The 17,332-nt window shown below is 59.5% G+C and carries 16 protein-coding genes; 8 read left to right on the top strand and 8 right to left on the bottom strand.

Annotated features, from left to right (window positions below; genetic code table 11):
- Positions 1–35: 35 nt before the first annotated feature.
- The 4 genes from AC07ED_RS10200 to AC07ED_RS10215 all read right to left on the bottom strand — a co-directional run bounded on the left by AC07ED_RS10200 (position 36) and on the right by AC07ED_RS10215 (position 2,866).
- Positions 36–737 (bottom strand): helix-turn-helix transcriptional regulator, encoded by a 702-nt coding sequence (locus AC07ED_RS10200; protein ID WP_105235688.1) that lies wholly within the window; start codon positions 735–737, stop codon positions 36–38.
- Entirely contained in the window at positions 737–1,096 is a 360-nt protein-coding gene (locus tag AC07ED_RS10205) for a VOC family protein (RefSeq protein ID WP_105235689.1), read from the bottom strand. The genes AC07ED_RS10200 and AC07ED_RS10205 overlap by 1 nt, the downstream gene beginning before the upstream one ends.
- Positions 1,097–1,239: 143 nt before the next feature.
- The gene (gene purU, locus AC07ED_RS10210; protein ID WP_105235690.1) at positions 1,240–2,124 is read right to left on the bottom strand and encodes a formyltetrahydrofolate deformylase; all 885 of its coding nucleotides are present in this window, start codon (positions 2,122–2,124) and stop codon (positions 1,240–1,242) included.
- Positions 2,125–2,302: 178 nt separating this feature from the next.
- Complete coding sequence (locus AC07ED_RS10215; protein WP_105235691.1) at positions 2,303–2,866, bottom strand: DUF1285 domain-containing protein; 564 nt, start codon at positions 2,864–2,866, stop codon at positions 2,303–2,305.
- Between the two features lie 69 nt (positions 2,867–2,935).
- Here AC07ED_RS10215 and AC07ED_RS10220 point away from each other — a divergent pair, with 69 nt between their 5' ends.
- From AC07ED_RS10220 to AC07ED_RS10235, 4 genes are read left to right on the top strand one after another with little or no spacing between them, the layout of a single operon-like run.
- Positions 2,936–3,940, top strand: a complete 1,005-nt coding sequence (locus AC07ED_RS10220) for an AAA family ATPase (RefSeq protein ID WP_105235692.1) — start codon at positions 2,936–2,938, stop codon at positions 3,938–3,940.
- Entirely contained in the window at positions 3,937–4,800 is an 864-nt protein-coding gene (locus AC07ED_RS10225; RefSeq protein ID WP_105235693.1) for a DUF58 domain-containing protein, read from the top strand. The genes AC07ED_RS10220 and AC07ED_RS10225 overlap by 4 nt, the downstream gene beginning before the upstream one ends.
- A gap of 2 nt (positions 4,801–4,802) precedes the next feature.
- Complete coding sequence (locus tag AC07ED_RS10230) at positions 4,803–7,556, top strand: DUF4159 domain-containing protein (protein ID WP_105235694.1); 2,754 nt, start codon at positions 4,803–4,805, stop codon at positions 7,554–7,556.
- A complete protein-coding gene (locus AC07ED_RS10235) occupies positions 7,553–9,619 on the top strand; it encodes a hypothetical protein (protein ID WP_105235695.1) in 2,067 nt (688 codons plus the stop codon). Before AC07ED_RS10230 ends, AC07ED_RS10235 begins: the two co-directional genes overlap by 4 nt.
- Here the strand turns inward: AC07ED_RS10235 and AC07ED_RS10240 are convergent.
- Positions 9,616–10,314, bottom strand: a complete 699-nt coding sequence (locus AC07ED_RS10240) for a DUF599 domain-containing protein (RefSeq protein WP_105235696.1) — start codon at positions 10,312–10,314, stop codon at positions 9,616–9,618. The two genes, AC07ED_RS10235 and AC07ED_RS10240, sit on opposite strands and share 4 nt — an antisense overlap.
- 112 nt (positions 10,315–10,426) lie before the next feature.
- Between AC07ED_RS10240 and AC07ED_RS10245 the strand changes: the two genes are divergently transcribed.
- Entirely contained in the window at positions 10,427–11,218 is a 792-nt protein-coding gene (locus tag AC07ED_RS10245) for a trypsin-like serine peptidase (RefSeq protein WP_105235697.1), read from the top strand.
- A gap of 124 nt (positions 11,219–11,342) precedes the next feature.
- A complete protein-coding gene (locus AC07ED_RS10250; protein WP_105235698.1) occupies positions 11,343–11,810 on the top strand; it encodes an Hsp20 family protein in 468 nt (155 codons plus the stop codon).
- A 261-nt stretch (positions 11,811–12,071) separates the two neighbouring features.
- On the opposite strand, the gene polA is transcribed toward AC07ED_RS10250, so the two are convergent.
- Positions 12,072–14,879 carry a DNA polymerase I gene (gene polA / locus AC07ED_RS10255; RefSeq protein ID WP_105235699.1) on the bottom strand — a complete coding sequence of 936 codons (2,808 nt, stop codon included), beginning with the start codon at positions 14,877–14,879 and terminating at the stop codon, positions 12,072–12,074.
- A gap of 40 nt (positions 14,880–14,919) precedes the next feature.
- On the opposite strand from polA, the gene AC07ED_RS10260 reads away from it, so the two are divergent.
- Positions 14,920–15,381, top strand: a complete 462-nt coding sequence (locus AC07ED_RS10260) for a hypothetical protein (RefSeq protein WP_105235700.1) — start codon at positions 14,920–14,922, stop codon at positions 15,379–15,381.
- 3 nt (positions 15,382–15,384) lie between these two features.
- Here AC07ED_RS10260 and AC07ED_RS10265 read toward each other — a convergent pair whose 3' ends face one another.
- The gene (locus tag AC07ED_RS10265) at positions 15,385–15,567 is read right to left on the bottom strand and encodes a zinc-finger domain-containing protein (RefSeq protein ID WP_067549931.1); all 183 of its coding nucleotides are present in this window, start codon (positions 15,565–15,567) and stop codon (positions 15,385–15,387) included.
- A gap of 93 nt (positions 15,568–15,660) precedes the next feature.
- On the opposite strand from AC07ED_RS10265, the gene AC07ED_RS10270 reads away from it, so the two are divergent.
- On the top strand, positions 15,661–16,593 hold the full coding sequence (locus tag AC07ED_RS10270) for an ABC transporter ATP-binding protein (protein ID WP_105235701.1): 933 nt from the start codon (positions 15,661–15,663) through the stop codon (positions 16,591–16,593).
- Here AC07ED_RS10270 and modA read toward each other — a convergent pair.
- The gene (gene modA, locus AC07ED_RS10275; RefSeq protein ID WP_105235702.1) at positions 16,590–17,330 is read right to left on the bottom strand and encodes a molybdate ABC transporter substrate-binding protein; all 741 of its coding nucleotides are present in this window, start codon (positions 17,328–17,330) and stop codon (positions 16,590–16,592) included. The two genes, AC07ED_RS10270 and modA, sit on opposite strands and share 4 nt — an antisense overlap.
- Positions 17,331–17,332: the final 2 nt, after the last annotated feature.

Consider the following 17,332-nt stretch of genomic DNA (forward strand, 5'->3'; position numbering starts at 1 on the left):
GTCTCCTGTATTCGGTTGGTATTTATTTAGGTGCTTTACGGCTGGGTTACTATGCGCGGCCTACGATCATCGGATGCGTAAAAATCGCGCAGGGTTTTGCCAGCCTCGTCTTTGAAGCGTTCGTCCTCGGTTATGTCTGCGATGCGGTCGATGCGAAACATGCGAAAGCCCGCACGCAGTTCGCACCAACAAACCATCGTCCAGACCTTCCCCCAATACCAAAGCCCCAAGGGACGCACAGTGCGGGTCGTGGCAGAGCCACTCTCATCGCGATAGGTGATCGTGAGGCGGCGTTTTTCATAAGATGCCCGTTCGATTTGGTCGATCAACTGGCGCACTTCGGGCGATAGGTCATTCATATCATGAGCATTGACGCCAACCGCGTTGACCCGCTGGCGCAATCGCTCTGGCAGAACGGCTTCGATTTTGACGATTGCTTCGGTCGCGCCTTCGGCCATCGCAGCGCCGCCCCAGACCTGCATCATCCGTGCCCCCGCGACGAGGGCGACGATTTCTGCCTCGGTGAACATCAGGGGTGGCAGGTCATAGCCGTCACGCATGATATAACCGACGCCCGCCTCGCCCTCGATCGGGACGCCCGTAGACATCAGATCGGCCACGTCACGGTAAATCGTCCGCGGCGTGACCTCTAGTTTTTCAGCGAGTTGCGCTGCCGTCACCAAACGCCCGCCACGCAGGAGTTGAACGATCTGGAAAAGACGGTCAGCGCGGCGCATCAGGCGGCCTCGAACAGGCCGATGCGGTTGCCATCGGGATCACGGGTATAGGCAAATCGGCCCTGCGGGATGTCAATGATCGGGCTATCGACCGCGCCACCATGCGCCGGCACCCGCGCAAGTGCGTTTTCCAATCCGTCGGTCACGGTCATGTGCAAAACGCTGACGCCTTGGCCCGCAGCGGGGTCGACAAAGAGGTCGGTTCCAACGCTGCCATCGGTTGCGACAGCGGCGACACGACGACCGCCTTCTTCGCGGAAGGTGACATCAATTTTCAGGATGGCCGCGTAATAGGCAGCGGCGGCGTCCAGATCACGCACGGGGGTTTCAGTCCAGATAACAACAGGTTGGGCAGTCATTTCCAATCTCCTTTGGATTTGTGATGCCCTGTCATGACACACCCCTACTGACAGCGTACTGTCAGCATCTTTGCACGCCTAAGCAGAAAAAGAAAAGGGCGACCCGAAGGCCGCCCACCGAGGGAGAATATGGAAGTGGGAGATTAGCCCATACGCTCCGATACATATGCACCCGGGGAGGCGGGGAATACGACGGTCTTGTTGCCGTTGAGGAAAACGCGGTGCTGAACGTGCGCGTGGATAGCGCGGGACAGGCACTGGCTCTCTACGTCGCGGCCGAGCGATACATAGTCAGAAGCCGACTGAGCGTGAGTGATGCGAACGATGTCCTGTTCGATGATCGGGCCTTCGTCGAGGTCAGCGGTCACGTAGTGTGCAGTTGCACCGATCAGCTTAACGCCGCGCTCGTAGGCTTGTTTGTAGGGGTTCGCGCCTTTGAAGGACGGCAGGAACGAGTGGTGGATGTTGATGATCTTGCCGGACATCTTTGTGCAGAGGTCATCCGAGAGAACCTGCATGTAGCGAGCCAGAACGATCAGCTCTGCTTCGGTGTCTTCGACAACCTGCATGATCGCGGCTTCTGCCTGCGGTTTGTTCTCTTTGGTCACTTTGATGCAGTGGAACGGCAGGTCGTGGTTCACGACGACCTTCTGGTAGTCCATGTGGTTCGAGATCACTGCAACGATGTCGATCGGCAGCGCACCGATTTTCCAACGGTAAAGAAGGTCGTTCAGACAGTGACCAAAGCGGGACACCATGATCACGACTTTCATTTTGACGGATTCGTCATGGAACGCGTAGTCCATGCCGAACTTCTCAGCCGTCGCGGCCATGCCAGCGTTCAGATCGGCAAGCGACATGCCCTTTTCCGAAGTGAAGCTGACGCGCATGAAGAACTGACCCGTGCCAGCGTCGTCGAACTGCGATGCGTCAGTAATGTTACAGCCAGTATCGGCCATGTAGTTTGCGATAGCTGCAACGATGCCACGGGTGGATTGGCAAGTCACTGTGAGGGCGTATTTGGACATGGAGGACTCCGCGTTGGATTTAGTGCGGTGATACACCCCAAACGCGTTTCGCAAAGGTGCGCGAAACGTCATTTTCCAGCCTGAAACGTCATTTAGGACACCGCTAACGGTCCAAAATTTCCTGATGTTTACGGCTGTTTATCATAAGCGACATTCGTTCTCTGAACTGCGACCTCGGCTATTCCAGCTCGGCGGCGGGGATGATTCCAAAGAAAGTCTCCATCGAGCGAACGCCGAACATATCGCCCTCGACCTCGCCCAGATCGACAAGGCGGTAAAACGACTTGCGGTCAATCAGCGCCCAAAGGTTACGTCGGATCAGCACATAGGGGGACGGCTCGCCCGTTTCGGGGTCACGTTCAACGCGGATCGGATGGTCGGGGCCAGCGGTTACAACGTCATCGACATTGGTCACAAACTCTAGCCCGTCCTCTGTCACCTCAAAATCAATCGCCACAAAGGGCGCGTCATCGACAATGATCCCGACCTTTTCGACGGGCGTGACGAGGAAATAATCATCCCCGTCCTTGCGAATGATGGAGGAGAACAGTTTGACCAGCGGCTTACGGCCAATCGGCGTGCCCAGATAGAACCACGTCCCGTCGCGCGCGATCCGCATGTCGATGTCACCGCAAAACGGTGGATTCCATTTGTCAACGGGCGTCGGGCCCTTTTTTGAGGCAGCTTTCGCAGCAGAAGCGAGACTTTCCGCCGACGGGGTAACATTCTTTTGTGCAGTCATGTTTTTCCCATTGGGATCAGGGGTGATATCTGGTTCTTTAGGAACATAGTGTGACCGAGGAGCATTGTCATGGCAGCACCCGCCGATCTTGTCGTCGAAATCGAAGCATTGGGCGAAAAGCTCGTTCTGGCGCGGGATAGTATCGCCAAACAATTCATCGGACAAAAGCGGGTTGTGGACCTGACCTTGGCGGCGCTGGTTTCTGGCGGGCATGCATTGTTGGTCGGTCTTCCTGGGCTTGGCAAAACGCGGCTGGTGAATACGCTCGGCACTGTGATGGGGCTGGATGCGAACCGTGTGCAGTTTACGCCTGACCTGATGCCAGCGGATATCCTCGGCTCCGAGGTGCTGGAAACAGCGGCGGATGGCACACGGGCGTTTCGGTTTGTTGAGGGCCCTGTGTTCTGCCAACTTCTTATGGCGGACGAGATCAACCGCGCCTCGCCGCGCACCCAATCCGCGCTCTTGCAAGCGATGCAGGAACGCGAGGTGACGATTGCAGGGCAACATCGCCCCTTGGGGAAACCGTTCCATGTTCTGGCAACCCAGAACCCGTTGGAACAAGAGGGGACATACCCCCTGCCCGAAGCGCAGCTCGACCGTTTTCTGTTGCAGATCGACGTGCCCTACCCGACCCGTGATGTGGAACGCGAAATCCTCTTGGCAACCACAGGCGCGACCGAAGATACAGCCCACGCCGTCTTTACCGCAGATGAACTGATCGCAGCCCAAGCGTTGCTACGTCGGATGCCTGTGGGCGAAAACATCGTTGAAATGATCCTCGATCTGGTGCGGGCTTGCCGCCCTGACCCGGATGCGCCCGAAGTAATCCGCCAAAACGTGGCCTGGGGTCCGGGTCCGCGTGCGGCGCAGGCGCTGATGCTCTGCGCACGGGCTGAGGCGTTGATGAACGGGCGGCTCGCCCCTTCGCCCGAAGATGTGCGTGTGCTCGCTGCCCCTGTGCTGTCGCACCGTATGGCATTATCCTTCGCGGCACGGGCACGGGGTGAGAGCCTCACATCCATCATCGACACCGTTTCCGCCCAAATCACCAAGGTTGAGGCCGCCGCGTGAGTGATGCCCTTGCCTTGCGTGCTGGGGCAGAGCGTTTAGCGGCCCCGCTTCCTGCGCTTCTCGCGCAGGCAGAGCATTTGGCGACCACGGTTATTCTAGGCGATCACGGTCGGCGGCGCGCAGGTCTAGGCGATACGTTCTGGCAATACCGCCCAGCGCAGCCCCACGATGAGGCGCGTCTGATTGACTGGCGGCGGTCCGCAAGATCCGACACGGCGTTTATTCAAGACAAGGAATGGCAGATCGCGCAGTCGGTGATCCTCTGGGTCGATCGCGCGGCGTCCATGTCGTTCACCTCGGGCGAAGAGACAAAAGGCCACCGCGCAAGTGTACTGGCTCTGTCGCTCGCTATCCTACTGTTGCGGGGTGGCGAACGGGTGGGCCTTACGGGGCTACGGCTCCCGCCGAAACGTGGTGAAGCGCAGGCGCTCCATCTGGCAGAGCTATTGGCGGAACAATCGACCGATGATTACGGTAGCCCTGACACCGACGGGATGTTGCCCCATTCCCGCGCCCTCTTTGTCTCTGACTTTATGGGGGACATCGCGGGCGTTGAGGACGCGATGTTGCGCGCTGCGGATCGTGGTATCGGCGGCGCGATCCTACAGGTGCTCGACCCGCACGAAGAGGCCTTTCCCTTTGATGGGCGGACGGTGTTTCAGTCGATGGGCGGTAGCCTAACCCATGAGACGCAAAAAGCGGGCGATCTAAAGGATCGCTACCTCGAACGGCTCGCCGAACGTAAAGATCGACTGGCGCATCTCGCACGCGTAGCGGGGTGGCAGTTTCACACGCATCACACAGGGCAAAGCGCGGCCTCGGCCCTATTGTGGCTCTACGGCGCGATGGAGCGGAAATAACGATGTTCCAACTCGGCCCCATAGGTTTCGCAGCCCCTTGGCTTTTGATCGCGCTGGTCGCTCTGCCGATCTTGTGGATCGTGCTCCGCGCTGTACCCCCTGCCCCGATCCGCCGCCGCTTTCCTGGTGTGGCGCTCCTCCTCGGGCTGTCTGACAATGAGGTTCAGACGGATCGTACACCGTGGTGGCTGTTGCTTTTGCGGTCTTTGGCTGTTGCGGCGATGATCATTGGCTTTGCGGGTCCAGTGTTGAACCCACAGCAAACAGAGGGCGGCGCTGGCCCACTGTTGATCGTAACCGATGGCACATGGGCCAGTGCGCGGGATTGGGCGACGCGGCTAGACCGCATCGACGCGATGGTGGCGACTGCAGGACGGCAAGGGCGCACGGTCGCTGTTGTTTCCCTGACCGATTTGCCTGCCGATGGCGTTACGTTTCAATCAGCGGACGCCGTTGGGCGAACGGTCGCGGGGCTGACGGCAAACCCGTGGGAACCAGCTGCAGACGACCTCAAAGCATGGATCGCGGGGCTTGAGGGATCGTTCGACACCTACTGGCTGTCTGATGGGCTGGACCGCGACACGCGGGCTGATCTTATCACCGCATTCCAATCTCACGGCGATCTGCGCGTGTTCGAAACCGCGCGTCCTGTCTATGCACTGCGCCCCGCCGAATTCGCGGATGGGAAAGTCACGCTGACCGCCCTGCGTAGCATCTCGGGAGTTGAGGTTGAGCTATCGGTGGCCGCAATCGGCCTCGACCCATCGGGCATTGAACGCCAGCTCGCCACCCAAGCAGTGACCTTTACGGCTGAAGCAATTGAGGCCTCCGTTACCTTTGACCTGCCGCCAGAGTTGCGCAATCGGGTGACGCGGTTTGAACTGATCGGCCAATCCACAGCGGGCGCAGTGACGCTGACCGACGACAGCTTGAAACGGCGCGAGGTGGCGCTGATTTCTGGCGGGGCATGGCGCGAGGGATTGGAACTGCTGTCCCCCCTCCATTACCTCCGCGAAGCGCTGGCGGAAAATGCGGACCTCCTCGAACTGCCGCTCAGCGATGTGATCCCCGCCAATCCTGACGTGATCATCCTCGCCGATGTGGCGACGTTGTCCCCGCTCGAATCCGAGGCGATCACCGCATGGGTCGAAAACGGCGGGCTGTTGGTGCGGTTCGCAGGGCCACGGATGGCGGCGGCGGAGCTATCGCGGCTAGAGGATGACCCACTGATGCCTGTCCGTCTGCGGTCGGGTGGCCGCAGCGTCGGCGGCACGATGAGCTGGGGTGCACCCAAAACGCTCGATACTTTTGCGGCGACTTCGCCTTTCGCGGGGCTCAATGTGCCTGATGATGTGGAGGTGACATCGCAGGTCGTGGCCCAACCCGATCCCACCCTTGCAGAGCGTGTGATTGCGCAACTGACTGACGGCACGCCTCTCGTGACGCGGACGGAATTAGGGGCGGGACAGATCGTTCTGTTCCACGTCACCGCAAATGCGGAATGGTCGAACCTGCCGCTCTCTGGCCTCTTTGTTCAGATGCTCGAACGGCTCGCCGTATCGACGCGCCCATCGCAACCGACATTGGACGACCTCGCAGGCACCACATGGATGCCAGAGCGGGTTCTGGACGCTGCAGGCACGTTGCGGGACGCGGGAACGCTCGCGGGTGTGAGCGGCGAACGCATTGCCGAAGGCACCGTTGGAGCTGACCTTCACCCCGGTTTGTATAGCGGAGAGGATCGCGCATTGGCCGTGAATGTGCTGACCACGGACAGCACAATTGCCCCCGCAACATGGCCCGCTGGCATCACGGTTGAGGGCGCACGCGACGCGACGACGACTCCGCTTAAAGGGGCATTGCTCTTTGCCGCGCTGCTCGTTTTGATGGCGGATATCATTGCGTCACTGTCCCTCTCGGGCCGACTGCGCGGCGCACGGGCGGTGATGGTCGGTTTGATCGCACTGGGCCTGATGCCACGGGACGGCATGGCACAGGACGACAGCTTTGCTATTTCGGCGACCTCGGACGTGGTGTTGGCCTATGTCATCACGGGTGATCAGGCGATTGATGATATCTCTTACGCGGGGCTCTATGGGTTGTCGGATACGCTCTATCGGCGGACGTCGATTGAACCCGCAAACCCGATTGGCGTAAATATCGAGATGGATGAACTGTCGTTCTTCCCGCTGCTCTACTGGCCGATCACCCCCAACCAACCGATGCCCAGCCGCGAAGCCTATGCGAAGCTGAACCGTTACTTGCGCAGCGGCGGGATGATCCTCTTTGACACGCGTGACGGCGATGTGGCGCAATATGGCACCTCCACCCCTGAGGCGCGCAAACTGCAGGCTATTGCGGCAGGGCTCGACATTCCGCCCATTGAACCGATCCCCGAAGACCACGTCCTGACGCGGACCTTCTACCTGCTCCAAGATTTCCCCGGTCGCTACAATTCGCCCGAGGTTTGGGTCGAAGCCTCACCGCCTGACGCGGAACAGATCGACGGGATGCCGTTCCGCAACCTCAACGATGGGGTGACGCCCGTGGTGATCGGCGGCAATGACTGGGCGTCGGCTTGGGCGATGGATGAGGCGGGGCGCCGCCTGCTCCCTGTTGGGCGCGGTATGGCAGGCGAACGCCAACGCGAGATCGCCTATCGGTTCGGGGTGAACCTCGTGATGCATGTGCTTACGGGCAATTATAAATCGGATCAGGTCCACGTGCCTGCGCTACTCGATAGGTTGGGGCAATGACGGGTGTTGTGTTTGATCCGCTGATCGGCTGGCCGTTCATCTGGGCGATTGCAGCGCTTAGCGCGGCGGTGATCGGTCTGTCGCTCTGGCGCGGATTGCGGGGCTGGTGGCTGCGTGGTTTCGCGGCGGTAGCGTTGCTGGTCGCTTTGGCAAACCCTGCCCTGCAACGCGAAAACCGCGAGGCTCTCTCTGACATCGTGATCGCGGTGATCGACGACAGCGCGAGCCAATCCGTCAGCGATCGCTCCAGCCAAACCGCCGATGCGCTGGCGAATTTGCGGCGCGAGGTGGCGGGCTTTGCCAATACCGAACTGCGTGAAATCACCGTGCCTGACGGGACAGGCGACGCAGGCACCCGTGCCATGACCGCCCTGACCGAAGCCTTGGCCGAGGAACCATCGGGGCGGATTGCGGGCGTTGTCGTGCTGTCTGACGGACGTATCCACGACATGGACCGTATGCCCACCGTGCCTGCGCCTGTGCATTTGTTGCAATCAGGCAAGGCCACCGATTGGGACCGCCGCCTGATCGTGCGCAACGCGCCTGCCTTTGCCATCATCGGCGAGCCTGTCTCGCTCACCCTACGGATCGAGGATCAGGGCAACGCACCGACCAATGGTGGCCTCGCGCCACTGACCATCGCGATTGATGGCGGCGTACCGATGCGGTTTGACGTGCCATTGGGCCAAGATATCGACCTGCCGATCACCCTACCGCATGGCGGAATGAACGTTCTACAATTCGCGACCACCGCCGATCCGACCGAACTGACCGACCGCAACAACGCCGCCGTGGTGCAGATCAACGGCGTGCGGGATCGGTTGCGCGTTTTGCTGGTCTCTGGCGAACCCCATGCGGGCGAACGGACATGGCGCAATCTGTTGAAGTCCGACAGCGCCGTGGATCTGGTCCATTTCACCATTCTGCGTCCGCCCGAAAAACAAGACGGCGTGCCGGTGGACGAGCTATCGCTGATCGCCTTCCCGACCCGCGAGTTGTTCCTCGAAAAGATCAACGATTTCGACCTGATCATCTTTGACCGCTATCGGCGGCGCGGGATTTTGCCGAACGCCTACTATGAGAACATCGCGAACTACGTGGAACAGGGCGGCGCGCTTTTGGTGTCCTCTGGGCCAGAGTTCGGGACGGCGGATAGCATCTACCGCAGCGCCTTGGGCGATGTGATCCCCGGCGCACCAACCGCCCGCGTGATCGAAGAGGGCTTTGTTCCCACCGTGTCCGACCTTGGCCAACGGCACCCTGTGACCGAAGGGCTAGAGGATTACACCGACCGCCGCGAGGATGGATCGGCGGGTTGGGGCCGTTGGTTTAGGCTGATGGATGTCGTGCCCACGCGTGACGCCGAGGTTGTCATGACAGGCCCCGATGATCGCCCGCTTTTGGTGTTGAACCGTGTGGGCGATGGGCGTGTTGCCTTGCTAACGTCGGATCAATCGTGGCTCTGGGATCGCGGTGTTGAGGGCGGTGGTCCGCAGCTCGAGCTACTGCGCCGTCTGGCACACTGGATGATGAAGGAACCCGAGCTCGAAGAAGAAGCGCTTTGGGCTGAGGTCACAGGTCAATCGATCCGCATCATTCGGCGCACCTTGGGCGATACGGTCGGCAGTGCAACGGTTATCGCGCCCGATGGAACTGAGGTACAGATGGACCTCACCCAGACGGCCCCAGGTCGGTTTGAAACCAGCTTTGATGCGGTCGACATGGGGCTCTATCGCATCCGCGAGGGCGATCAGGAAACAGTCATCGCCGCTGGACCTGCCGCCCCCAAAGAGTTCGAAGAAACCATCGCGACCAACACCGTTATCGCCCCCTTGATCGAGGCCACAGGCGGCGGCACCCTGCGGATGGAGGATGGCACATTCGACGTTCGCCCTGTGCGGGCTGGTCGTGTGGCGGCGGGCAACGGTTGGATCGGCATCACACCACGCGGGGCCTATCGCACGGCTGAGGTCGCGGTCTTTCCGCTCGTCCCAGCGTGGTTATTCCTGATGCTAGCGGCGCTTTTGATCCTTGCCGCGTGGCTGCGTGAAGGGCGGCGTTAATCGCCCTTCTTTTCCAGCAGAATTTCACGCGGAGCTGAACTAAATTCACGGCTCCACAAAAGATACGTGATGCCTACTGTGGTCACGGCCAAGGCAATCGGCCCAACCAGCCACCCCAATGCCCCCAGCGCGAAATACATCGCCCGCAGGCCACGGGTGAAATTCAGGGACGCGCGGATGTTTAACTCTCCCGCTTGTTTCCAAAGCCGCGTGCCGCGCTCTTCGCCTGCGCGGCCAACGGCCCCCATGACGACGGCGCAATATCCAAACAAACGGTGGGCCCAGACGAATTTTAGGAACGCAAAGGTTAAAAAGAACCCGACAAGCACGAGTTTAAGCTGCCAAATGAATTCAGGCGCGTCGGCATTGGCGAACTCTTGCGCCACGCCGCGCAATTGATCCGTATTCCCAATCAGCGCCAAGACACCGCCGATCGCCAAGATCGAGGTCGAGGCAAAGAACGACGTGCCCTGCCGCAACGTGCCCATGATCTGTGCGTCAAAGATACGATTGTCGCGGGCCTCGAACGCTTGCATCCAATCCATGCGGTAGGACACCATCAAGGTGGACACCGACGGACGACCCGCAGGCGGATGTTCGATCACCCATCCCACAGTGGCCCAAGCCAATAGAATAAAGGCAGCGGCTAGCCCGTCGCCAAGCGTCAGCAGTGTCAGGTGATCAATCAAAGTCATGAGGGCAGACTATGCGCGCCTGTGATTTCTTGCCAGAGGCTATAACATAGAGATAGCTGCCATAATGCTGCCGCATGGCTCTGGCAAAAGGGTGGCGAACTAGGGAACCACAATGCGTTTGATCGTCTTACTCATCACTCTGATGCTGGGCGCGACTTCGGTCGCTGCGCAGGACGGTCGGCTTGTGACCCTCTCGACCTCGAACGATGGCCGTGGATGGGAGGCCGTAGGTCGCCTCGACATCTCGGGCAAAGGGTTCTGCACAGCTGCCCTGATCCGTGATGACCTCATCCTCACCGCCGCCCATTGTGTCTATGACCGCGATGGCCGCCCGATTGAGGCTGGCCGTTTCAGCTTTGGCGCGGGACTGCGCGAAGGTCGGGCCGAAGCCTACCGCAACGTTCGCCGCGTCGTCGCCCACCCCAACTACCGCTTTGGCGTCGGCACAACAGGCGAAGAAGTGGCCCGCGATCTGGCTCTCTTGGAACTCGACCAACCGATCCGAACCACCCGCATTTTCCCCTACCCCATCGCCGCCACGCCACGCGCAGGCGATCAAGTTGGCGTCGTGTCCTATGCCCGTGGACGTGAGGATGCCCCCTCGCTCCAAGAAATTTGCGATGTTCTGGGCCGCCAGAACGGCGTTGTCGTCATGACCTGCGACGTGAACTTTGGCGCCTCAGGATCGCCCGTGTTCAGGGTTAGAAATGGCGTGGCCGAAATCGTATCGGTTGTCTCTGCGATGACCAATCTGGACGGAACACCTGTGTCCCTCGGCGCGTCGCTCGATCAACCCTTGTCCGAACTGATAGCCTATTACGATATGGGCGCGCAATCGATCCTGCCCCGCGCGATCATGCCCGGACAACGCGGCGATACGGGCGCGAAATTCATCCGCCCCTGACGGGCTTGAAATCGTAAAATCGCATCCCCAAATCAAATGAACAGGACGCCACAATGGGTCCTGTTTCACGGCCTGTCCCCTATGGGAAGGCGCAATTTTGGTATCGCTCAATGGAGGATAACCCATGCGTAGTTTTGACCTAGCCCCCCTGTATCGTGCCACCGTCGGTTTCGACCAAATCGCTGATCTGATGGATCGCGTCATGTCGACCGAGGCAACACAAACCAGCTACCCCCCATACAATATCGAAAAAACTGGCGAACAAGCATGGCGCATCTCGCTCGCTGTTGCTGGATTTTCCGACGAAGATTTGACCGTAGAGCTGCGTGAAAACGCCCTTCTGGTATCGGGCCGCAAACCTGAAGAAGAAGGTGAACGCGCTTATCTGCACCGTGGCATCGCCACCCGCGCCTTTGACCGCCGCTTCCACCTCGCCGACCATGTCCGTGTGACGGGTGCGAGCCATGAGAACGGTATGCTCCACGTTGACCTCGTGCGCGAAGTGCCTGAAGCTCTCAAACCGCGCCGTATCGAGATTAGCAAATCGCCTGCGTATGAGGCCGATGTCATTGAAACGAAGGCTGTGAATTAAACCAAGGTAAAGGGAGGGGGCAGTCTGCCCCCTCTTGTCCCCTTTGGGGCCAATTCACCCCCGAGGATATTTGCGGCACAAAGGCATTGTTAACTTTTCCCTGTCAGAGTGAGCCTGCGGTACAGGCGGGGACGCCGATGACCGTGCACGAAGGCGCAAGCCGAAGCCCGACCAGAGAAACCCTCTCGTCGGGCTTTTTCGTGCCTTTGTGCCTGAAATATCCCCGGGGGAGCGCGGAACGCGCGGGGGCAGAGCCCCCCCCTAGTGCGCCTCGGCCCAATTCGCGCCAACGCCCGCATCGACGCTAAGTTTAACGTCGAGCTTCACCGCAGGATCAGCCGCGTTTTCCATCACCTCGCGAGCCCGTTCGATCAGAGCCTCCTCGGACCCATTTTCGACCTCAAAGATGAGTTCGTCGTGCACCTGAAGGAGCATCTTTGCTGGCAGATCGGCGATAGCGTCATCCATCCGCACCATAGCGCGGCGGATCACATCGGCGGCGGTACCTTGGATCGGGGCGTTGATGGCGGCACGTTTGGCAAAGCCAGCGGTCGGGCCTTTAGCGTTGATCTCTGGCGTGTGGATTTTGCGACCAAAGAGCGTCTCAACATAGCTGTGCTCTTTGGCAAAGGCGACGGTGTCATCCATATAGGAGCGGATGCCGGGGAAGCGTTCAAAATAGCGGTCGATGAACCCCTGCGCCTCGGCCCGCGGAATGCGCAGGTTGCGGGCGAGGCCAAAGCCCGAGATGCCGTAGATCACACCAAAGTTGATCGCCTTGGCCTGACGGCGGATGTCCGAGGTCATCTGATCCAGTGGCACATCGAACATCTCGGACGCTGTCATCGCGTGGATGTCGTGGCCGTCTCGGAAGGCTTGTTTCAGGGTCTCGATCCCTGCCACATGCGCCAGAATGCGCAGTTCGATCTGGCTATAGTCGAGTGAAACGATGACCTTGCCCTCTTCGGCGACAAAGGCTTCGCGGATGCGGCGGCCTTCTTCGCTGCGGACGGGAATGTTTTGCAGGTTCGGATCGGTCGAGGCCAGACGCCCCGTGTTCGCGCCCGTTTGCAGGTAGGATGTGTGCACGCGCCCCGTATCCGCGTTGATGTGGTTTTGCAGGGCGTCCGTGTAGGTCGATTTCAGTTTCGACAGCTGACGCCAGTCGAGTACCAATCGCGGCAATTCGTGCTCCGTGGCGAGGTCTTCGAGGATGTCCGCACCTGTCGCATAGGCGCCCGTTTTACCCTTTTTCCCACCCGGAAGGCCAAGGTGATCAAAGAGCACTTCGCCCAATTGTTTGGGGGAGCCGACGTTAAACTCCATCCCCGCTGTGGTCTTAATCTCGTCCTCTAGTGCTGCCATTTTCTGGGCAAAGGCGTTGGACATACGGGACAGGGTATCGCGGTCGACCTTTACGCCAGCCTGTTCCATCCGTGCGAGAACGGGGACCAGTGGGCGCTCTAACGTCTCGTAGACCGTTGTGACTTTTTTCTGGGTCAGTTGCGGTTTGAACAATTGCCAGAGGCGCAGGGTGATATCGGCGTCCTCGGCTGCGTATTTCACCGCGTCATCGACGGGCACCCGATCAAAGGTGATCATGGATTTGCCCGAGCCCAAGAGCGATTTGATCTCGATCGGGTTGTGGGACAGGTAGCGTTCGGACAGGGCATCCATACCGTGACCATGCAGGCCAGCGTTCAACGCATAAGACATCAACATCGTGTCGTCGATGGGCGCGACCTGCACACCGTAGCGGCTCAGGATTTTGGCATCGTATTTGATGTTCTGACCGATTTTGAGGATCGACGGGTCCTCTAGCATCGGTTTGAGGATCGCGATGGCCTCGTCCAAATTCATCTGGCCCTCGGCCAGTTCAGCCCCCCCGAAGAGGTCGTCCGCCACAGAGGATTTATGAGTGAGAGGAATATAACAGGCCTCGCCCGCCGTGACGCAGAGCGACACGCCAACGAGGTCCACGACCATCTCATCGAGGCCGGTCGTCTCTGTATCAAAGGCGATGTAGCCGCGATCATAGGCGCGGGCGACCCACGCCTTGAGAGCCTCTGCGTCGCGAACACATTCATATTTCTCATGATCAAAGGGCAGCTGCGCTGGCATGTCCGCCGCGATTGGGTCAGCGCCTTCTGGCGTGGTGTCAGGGATCACGGGGCTATCGACGCCCATCTTATCCGCGATCCGTTTTGACACGGTGCGGAACTCCATCGCAGAGAGGAAGGCCAAGAGTTTATCAGCCTCGGGATCGCGGATTTCCAGATCGTCGATACTGAAATCTAAGGGCGTGTTGCAGTCCAACTGCACCAGTTGTTTGGACAGTTCGATCTGCGCGCGGTTGTCGATCAGGGTCTCGCGGCGTTTCGGCTGTTTGATCTCGCCCGCGCGGTCCAAAAGGGTCTCCAGATCACCAAATTCGTTGATCAAAAGGGCTGCGGTTTTCAGACCGATCCCCGGTGCACCCGGCACGTTATCAACGCTATCGCCCGCGAGCGCCTGCACATCGACGACGCGCTCTGGGCCGACGCCGAATTTCTCGACCACGCCGTCGCTGTCGATGCGTTTGTTCTTCATCGGGTCGAGCATTTCGACGCCGCCGCCGACCAACTGCATGAGGTCCTTGTCCGAGGACACGATGGTGACGCGGCCACCCAGATCACGCGCCTGACAGGACAGCGTGGCGATGATATCGTCGGCCTCGTAACCTTCGATTTCGTGGCAGGCGATGTTGAACGCACGTGTCGCTTCGCGGGTCAGAGGAAACTGCGGGATCAGGTCTTCGGGTGCGGGCGGACGGTTAGCCTTGTATTTGTCGTAGAGATCATTGCGGAAGGTTTTTCCAGAATAGTCAAAGATTACGGCGACGTGGGTGGCCGCATCTGGGCCAGAATTCCCCTCGACATAGCGTTGGAGCATGTTCACAAATCCACTGACGGCACCAACAGGAAGTCCGTCCGATTTGCGGGTTAAGGGGGGCAGCGCATGGTACGCGCGAAAGATAAACGCCGATCCATCAATAAGATGGAGGTGACAGCCTTTTCCGAACCCGCTCATGCATTTTTCCCTTCGCTTTTCAGTTACCAAAGGTTTTGACATGTTCCGCGTCCTGCTTCCAGTCGCCATTCTCTGTGCCAGCACAGTAAACGCCCAATCCAACACATCCTGTTCGATGACCGATGACGCGGAGAACTGTAACCGCGTGGTGGCTTGTGTGGGGTCTGAGGGGCTTTGGTTCAATGGACGCGCGTTTGGGCGCGGCGAAGGGACCTTTGTCGGGAAATTATCGGACGGGACACTGTGTGATGGCACATGGATGTCGCGCAATTCGCTGGGCCTTGGGCAAGCGGACGTCACCTGCGAAGACGGACGTTCGGGGCGCGTCTACTATACCTATCAGGACAGCTACACTGGCACCGCGATTGGCAACGGCCTAATGAACACAGGCGAAGGCATAAAGATTTGGTCCGGCAACAATGTGCTGGCCTATCTGCGCGGTGACACAGGGGAACGGATCGCCATGCTGCCGTGTAACGGTGCGGCGATCCCGATTAGCTAAGGATCAGTGGTGATCTTTAGCGTTTGCGCTGACTTCGTAGCGGCAGTCGCAATAGGGGCATTCCACGTATTTCGTGTCATGCGGAATGGTCAGCCAAACGCGCGGATGGCCCAGAGCCCCCTCACCGCCATCACAGGCGACTTTCCATTGATCGACGATCTTGGTTTCGGGTGCAGGAATGGTCATCACTTGGCCTATCTGGTTGTCGCGGGACTTCGTCCGCTTTAGATCGGGTTGTAAGTTATATCAACCCCACGCACGGGCAAGCGGGAAAGCAAGATGACCGAAAATGCGATTGAAATCGAAGGTCTGCGGAAAACCTACGCGGCGACAGGCCGATCTGCGGCCAAAGAAGCGTTAAAAGGCATTGACCTAAACATCCCCCGTGGTTCGATTTTTGGCCTCTTGGGGCCGAATGGCGCGGGGAAATCGACGATCATCAATATTCTGGCGGGTCTGGTGAACAAATCCGCTGGTCGGGTGAACATCTGGGGATTCGATCAGGACAAAAACCCACGCCAATCCCGTGCGGCCATCGGCATCATGCCGCAGGAACCGAACCTCGACCCGTTTTTCACTCCGCGCGGTAGCCTTGAGGTTCAGGCGGGCCTTTATGGCGTTCCGAAATCGCAGCGTCGCACGGATGAGATTCTCGAACTGATTGGCCTGACAGATAAAGCCGAAGCCTATGCGCGGTCGCTGTCTGGCGGGATGCGGCGGCGGTTCTTGCTGGGAAAGGCGCTGGTGCACAGCCCGCAGATCCTCGTCCTTGATGAACCGACGGCAGGTGTGGATATCGAACTGCGCAACATGCTCTGGGCGAACGTCCGTCGCCTGAACGAAGAGTTGGGCATGACGATCATCCTAACCACGCACTACCTCGAAGAAGCGCAGGAAATGTGCGACGAGATCGCGATCATCAACCATGGTGAACTGATCACGCGCGACACCACGGCGAACCTTTTGGGGCGGTTGGACAGCAAAACGATGGTGATCACCCCTGCAGAGCCCATCGCGCAACCTGACGTGCCTGAAGGCATCACCGTTGCAGCGCGCAAAGATGGATCGCTGGCCTTTACCTATAAACCCCGCGAAACCTCGGCTGAGGCGGTATTGGCTGCGGTTCACGCTGCGGGCATCCGCATTGCAGACGTGAAAACCGAAGAAGCCGACCTCGAGGATGTGTTCCTCGCGCTGACGTCGAACCGTTAATTTAGGACGGTGAACCCCTGCGCCTCGAACAGGGCGAGGGCGGTGAGACCAGAGAGATAGTCGAGGAACGCGTTTTCGGCCTCGCTGTCGCGCCCTGTGATATCTGCCACGGGATAGACGATAGCGGGATAACTATCGGTCGGGAATTCGGCGACCACATGGACGGAAGGCTCTGCCAAAACGTCTGACGCATAGACGATCCCGAACGGCGCCTCGCCCAACGCGACGAGAGCCAGTGCCGACCGAACGTTATCCATTTGGGCGACCTGCGGTTGGATGTCGGCCCAAAGGCCCAAGGTTTCCAACGCGGCCTTCCCGTAAATCCCCGCAGGCACCGAATCGACCATGCCCATCGCGATCCGTTCGTTTCCGAGGGCTTGGGGAAGATCAGCCAAATCAATCGCTTCCGTGCTCTCTGCGCTGCCGATCAGAACGAGCGTATTGCCCAGCAGATCGCGGCGTGTTCCGTCCTCAATCAGGCCCTCCCCCTCGACCACGTCCATCCAGTCGGTGTTGGCCGAGATAAAGATATCCGCAGGGGCGCCTTGGGTGATCTGACGGGCCAGCGCGGATGATCCCGCGTAGGACAGGACAACATCGTGGCCCGTCGTCTGCGTGAACTCTGCCGCGATCTGGTCGAGCGCGGTTTTGGTGCTGGCGGCAGCAAAGACCACGACCGTATCCGCAGCCGCCGTTTGGGCAGCCAATACGGTGCAGAGGCTCAGCGTGCGCCACATGG

The organism is Aestuarium zhoushanense, assembly GCF_056431045.1.

Excerpts from the sequence above, each read along its gene's own strand:
- AC07ED_RS10235 (WP_105235695.1), top strand. The coding sequence starts at position 7,553 with ATGACGGGTGTTGTGTTTGATCCGCTGATCGGCTGGCCGTTCATCTGG.
- AC07ED_RS10260 (WP_105235700.1), top strand. The coding sequence starts at position 14,920 with ATGTTCCGCGTCCTGCTTCCAGTCGCCATTCTCTGTGCCAGCACAGTA.
- AC07ED_RS10200 (WP_105235688.1), bottom strand. The coding sequence starts at position 737 with ATGCGCCGCGCTGACCGTCTTTTCCAGATCGTTCAACTCCTGCGTGGC.
- AC07ED_RS10245 (WP_105235697.1), top strand. The coding sequence starts at position 10,427 with ATGCGTTTGATCGTCTTACTCATCACTCTGATGCTGGGCGCGACTTCG.
- AC07ED_RS10215 (WP_105235691.1), bottom strand. The coding sequence starts at position 2,866 with ATGACTGCACAAAAGAATGTTACCCCGTCGGCGGAAAGTCTCGCTTCT.
- AC07ED_RS10265 (WP_067549931.1), bottom strand. The coding sequence starts at position 15,567 with ATGACCATTCCTGCACCCGAAACCAAGATCGTCGATCAATGGAAAGTC.
- modA (WP_105235702.1), bottom strand. The coding sequence starts at position 17,330 with ATGTGGCGCACGCTGAGCCTCTGCACCGTATTGGCTGCCCAAACGGCG.
- AC07ED_RS10220 (WP_105235692.1), top strand. The coding sequence starts at position 2,936 with ATGGCAGCACCCGCCGATCTTGTCGTCGAAATCGAAGCATTGGGCGAA.
- AC07ED_RS10230 (WP_105235694.1), top strand. The coding sequence starts at position 4,803 with ATGTTCCAACTCGGCCCCATAGGTTTCGCAGCCCCTTGGCTTTTGATC.
- AC07ED_RS10240 (WP_105235696.1), bottom strand. The coding sequence starts at position 10,314 with ATGACTTTGATTGATCACCTGACACTGCTGACGCTTGGCGACGGGCTA.
- AC07ED_RS10250 (WP_105235698.1), top strand. The coding sequence starts at position 11,343 with ATGCGTAGTTTTGACCTAGCCCCCCTGTATCGTGCCACCGTCGGTTTC.
- AC07ED_RS10205 (WP_105235689.1), bottom strand. The coding sequence starts at position 1,096 with ATGACTGCCCAACCTGTTGTTATCTGGACTGAAACCCCCGTGCGTGAT.
- AC07ED_RS10270 (WP_105235701.1), top strand. The coding sequence starts at position 15,661 with ATGACCGAAAATGCGATTGAAATCGAAGGTCTGCGGAAAACCTACGCG.
- purU (WP_105235690.1), bottom strand. The coding sequence starts at position 2,124 with ATGTCCAAATACGCCCTCACAGTGACTTGCCAATCCACCCGTGGCATC.
- polA (WP_105235699.1), bottom strand. The coding sequence starts at position 14,879 with ATGAGCGGGTTCGGAAAAGGCTGTCACCTCCATCTTATTGATGGATCG.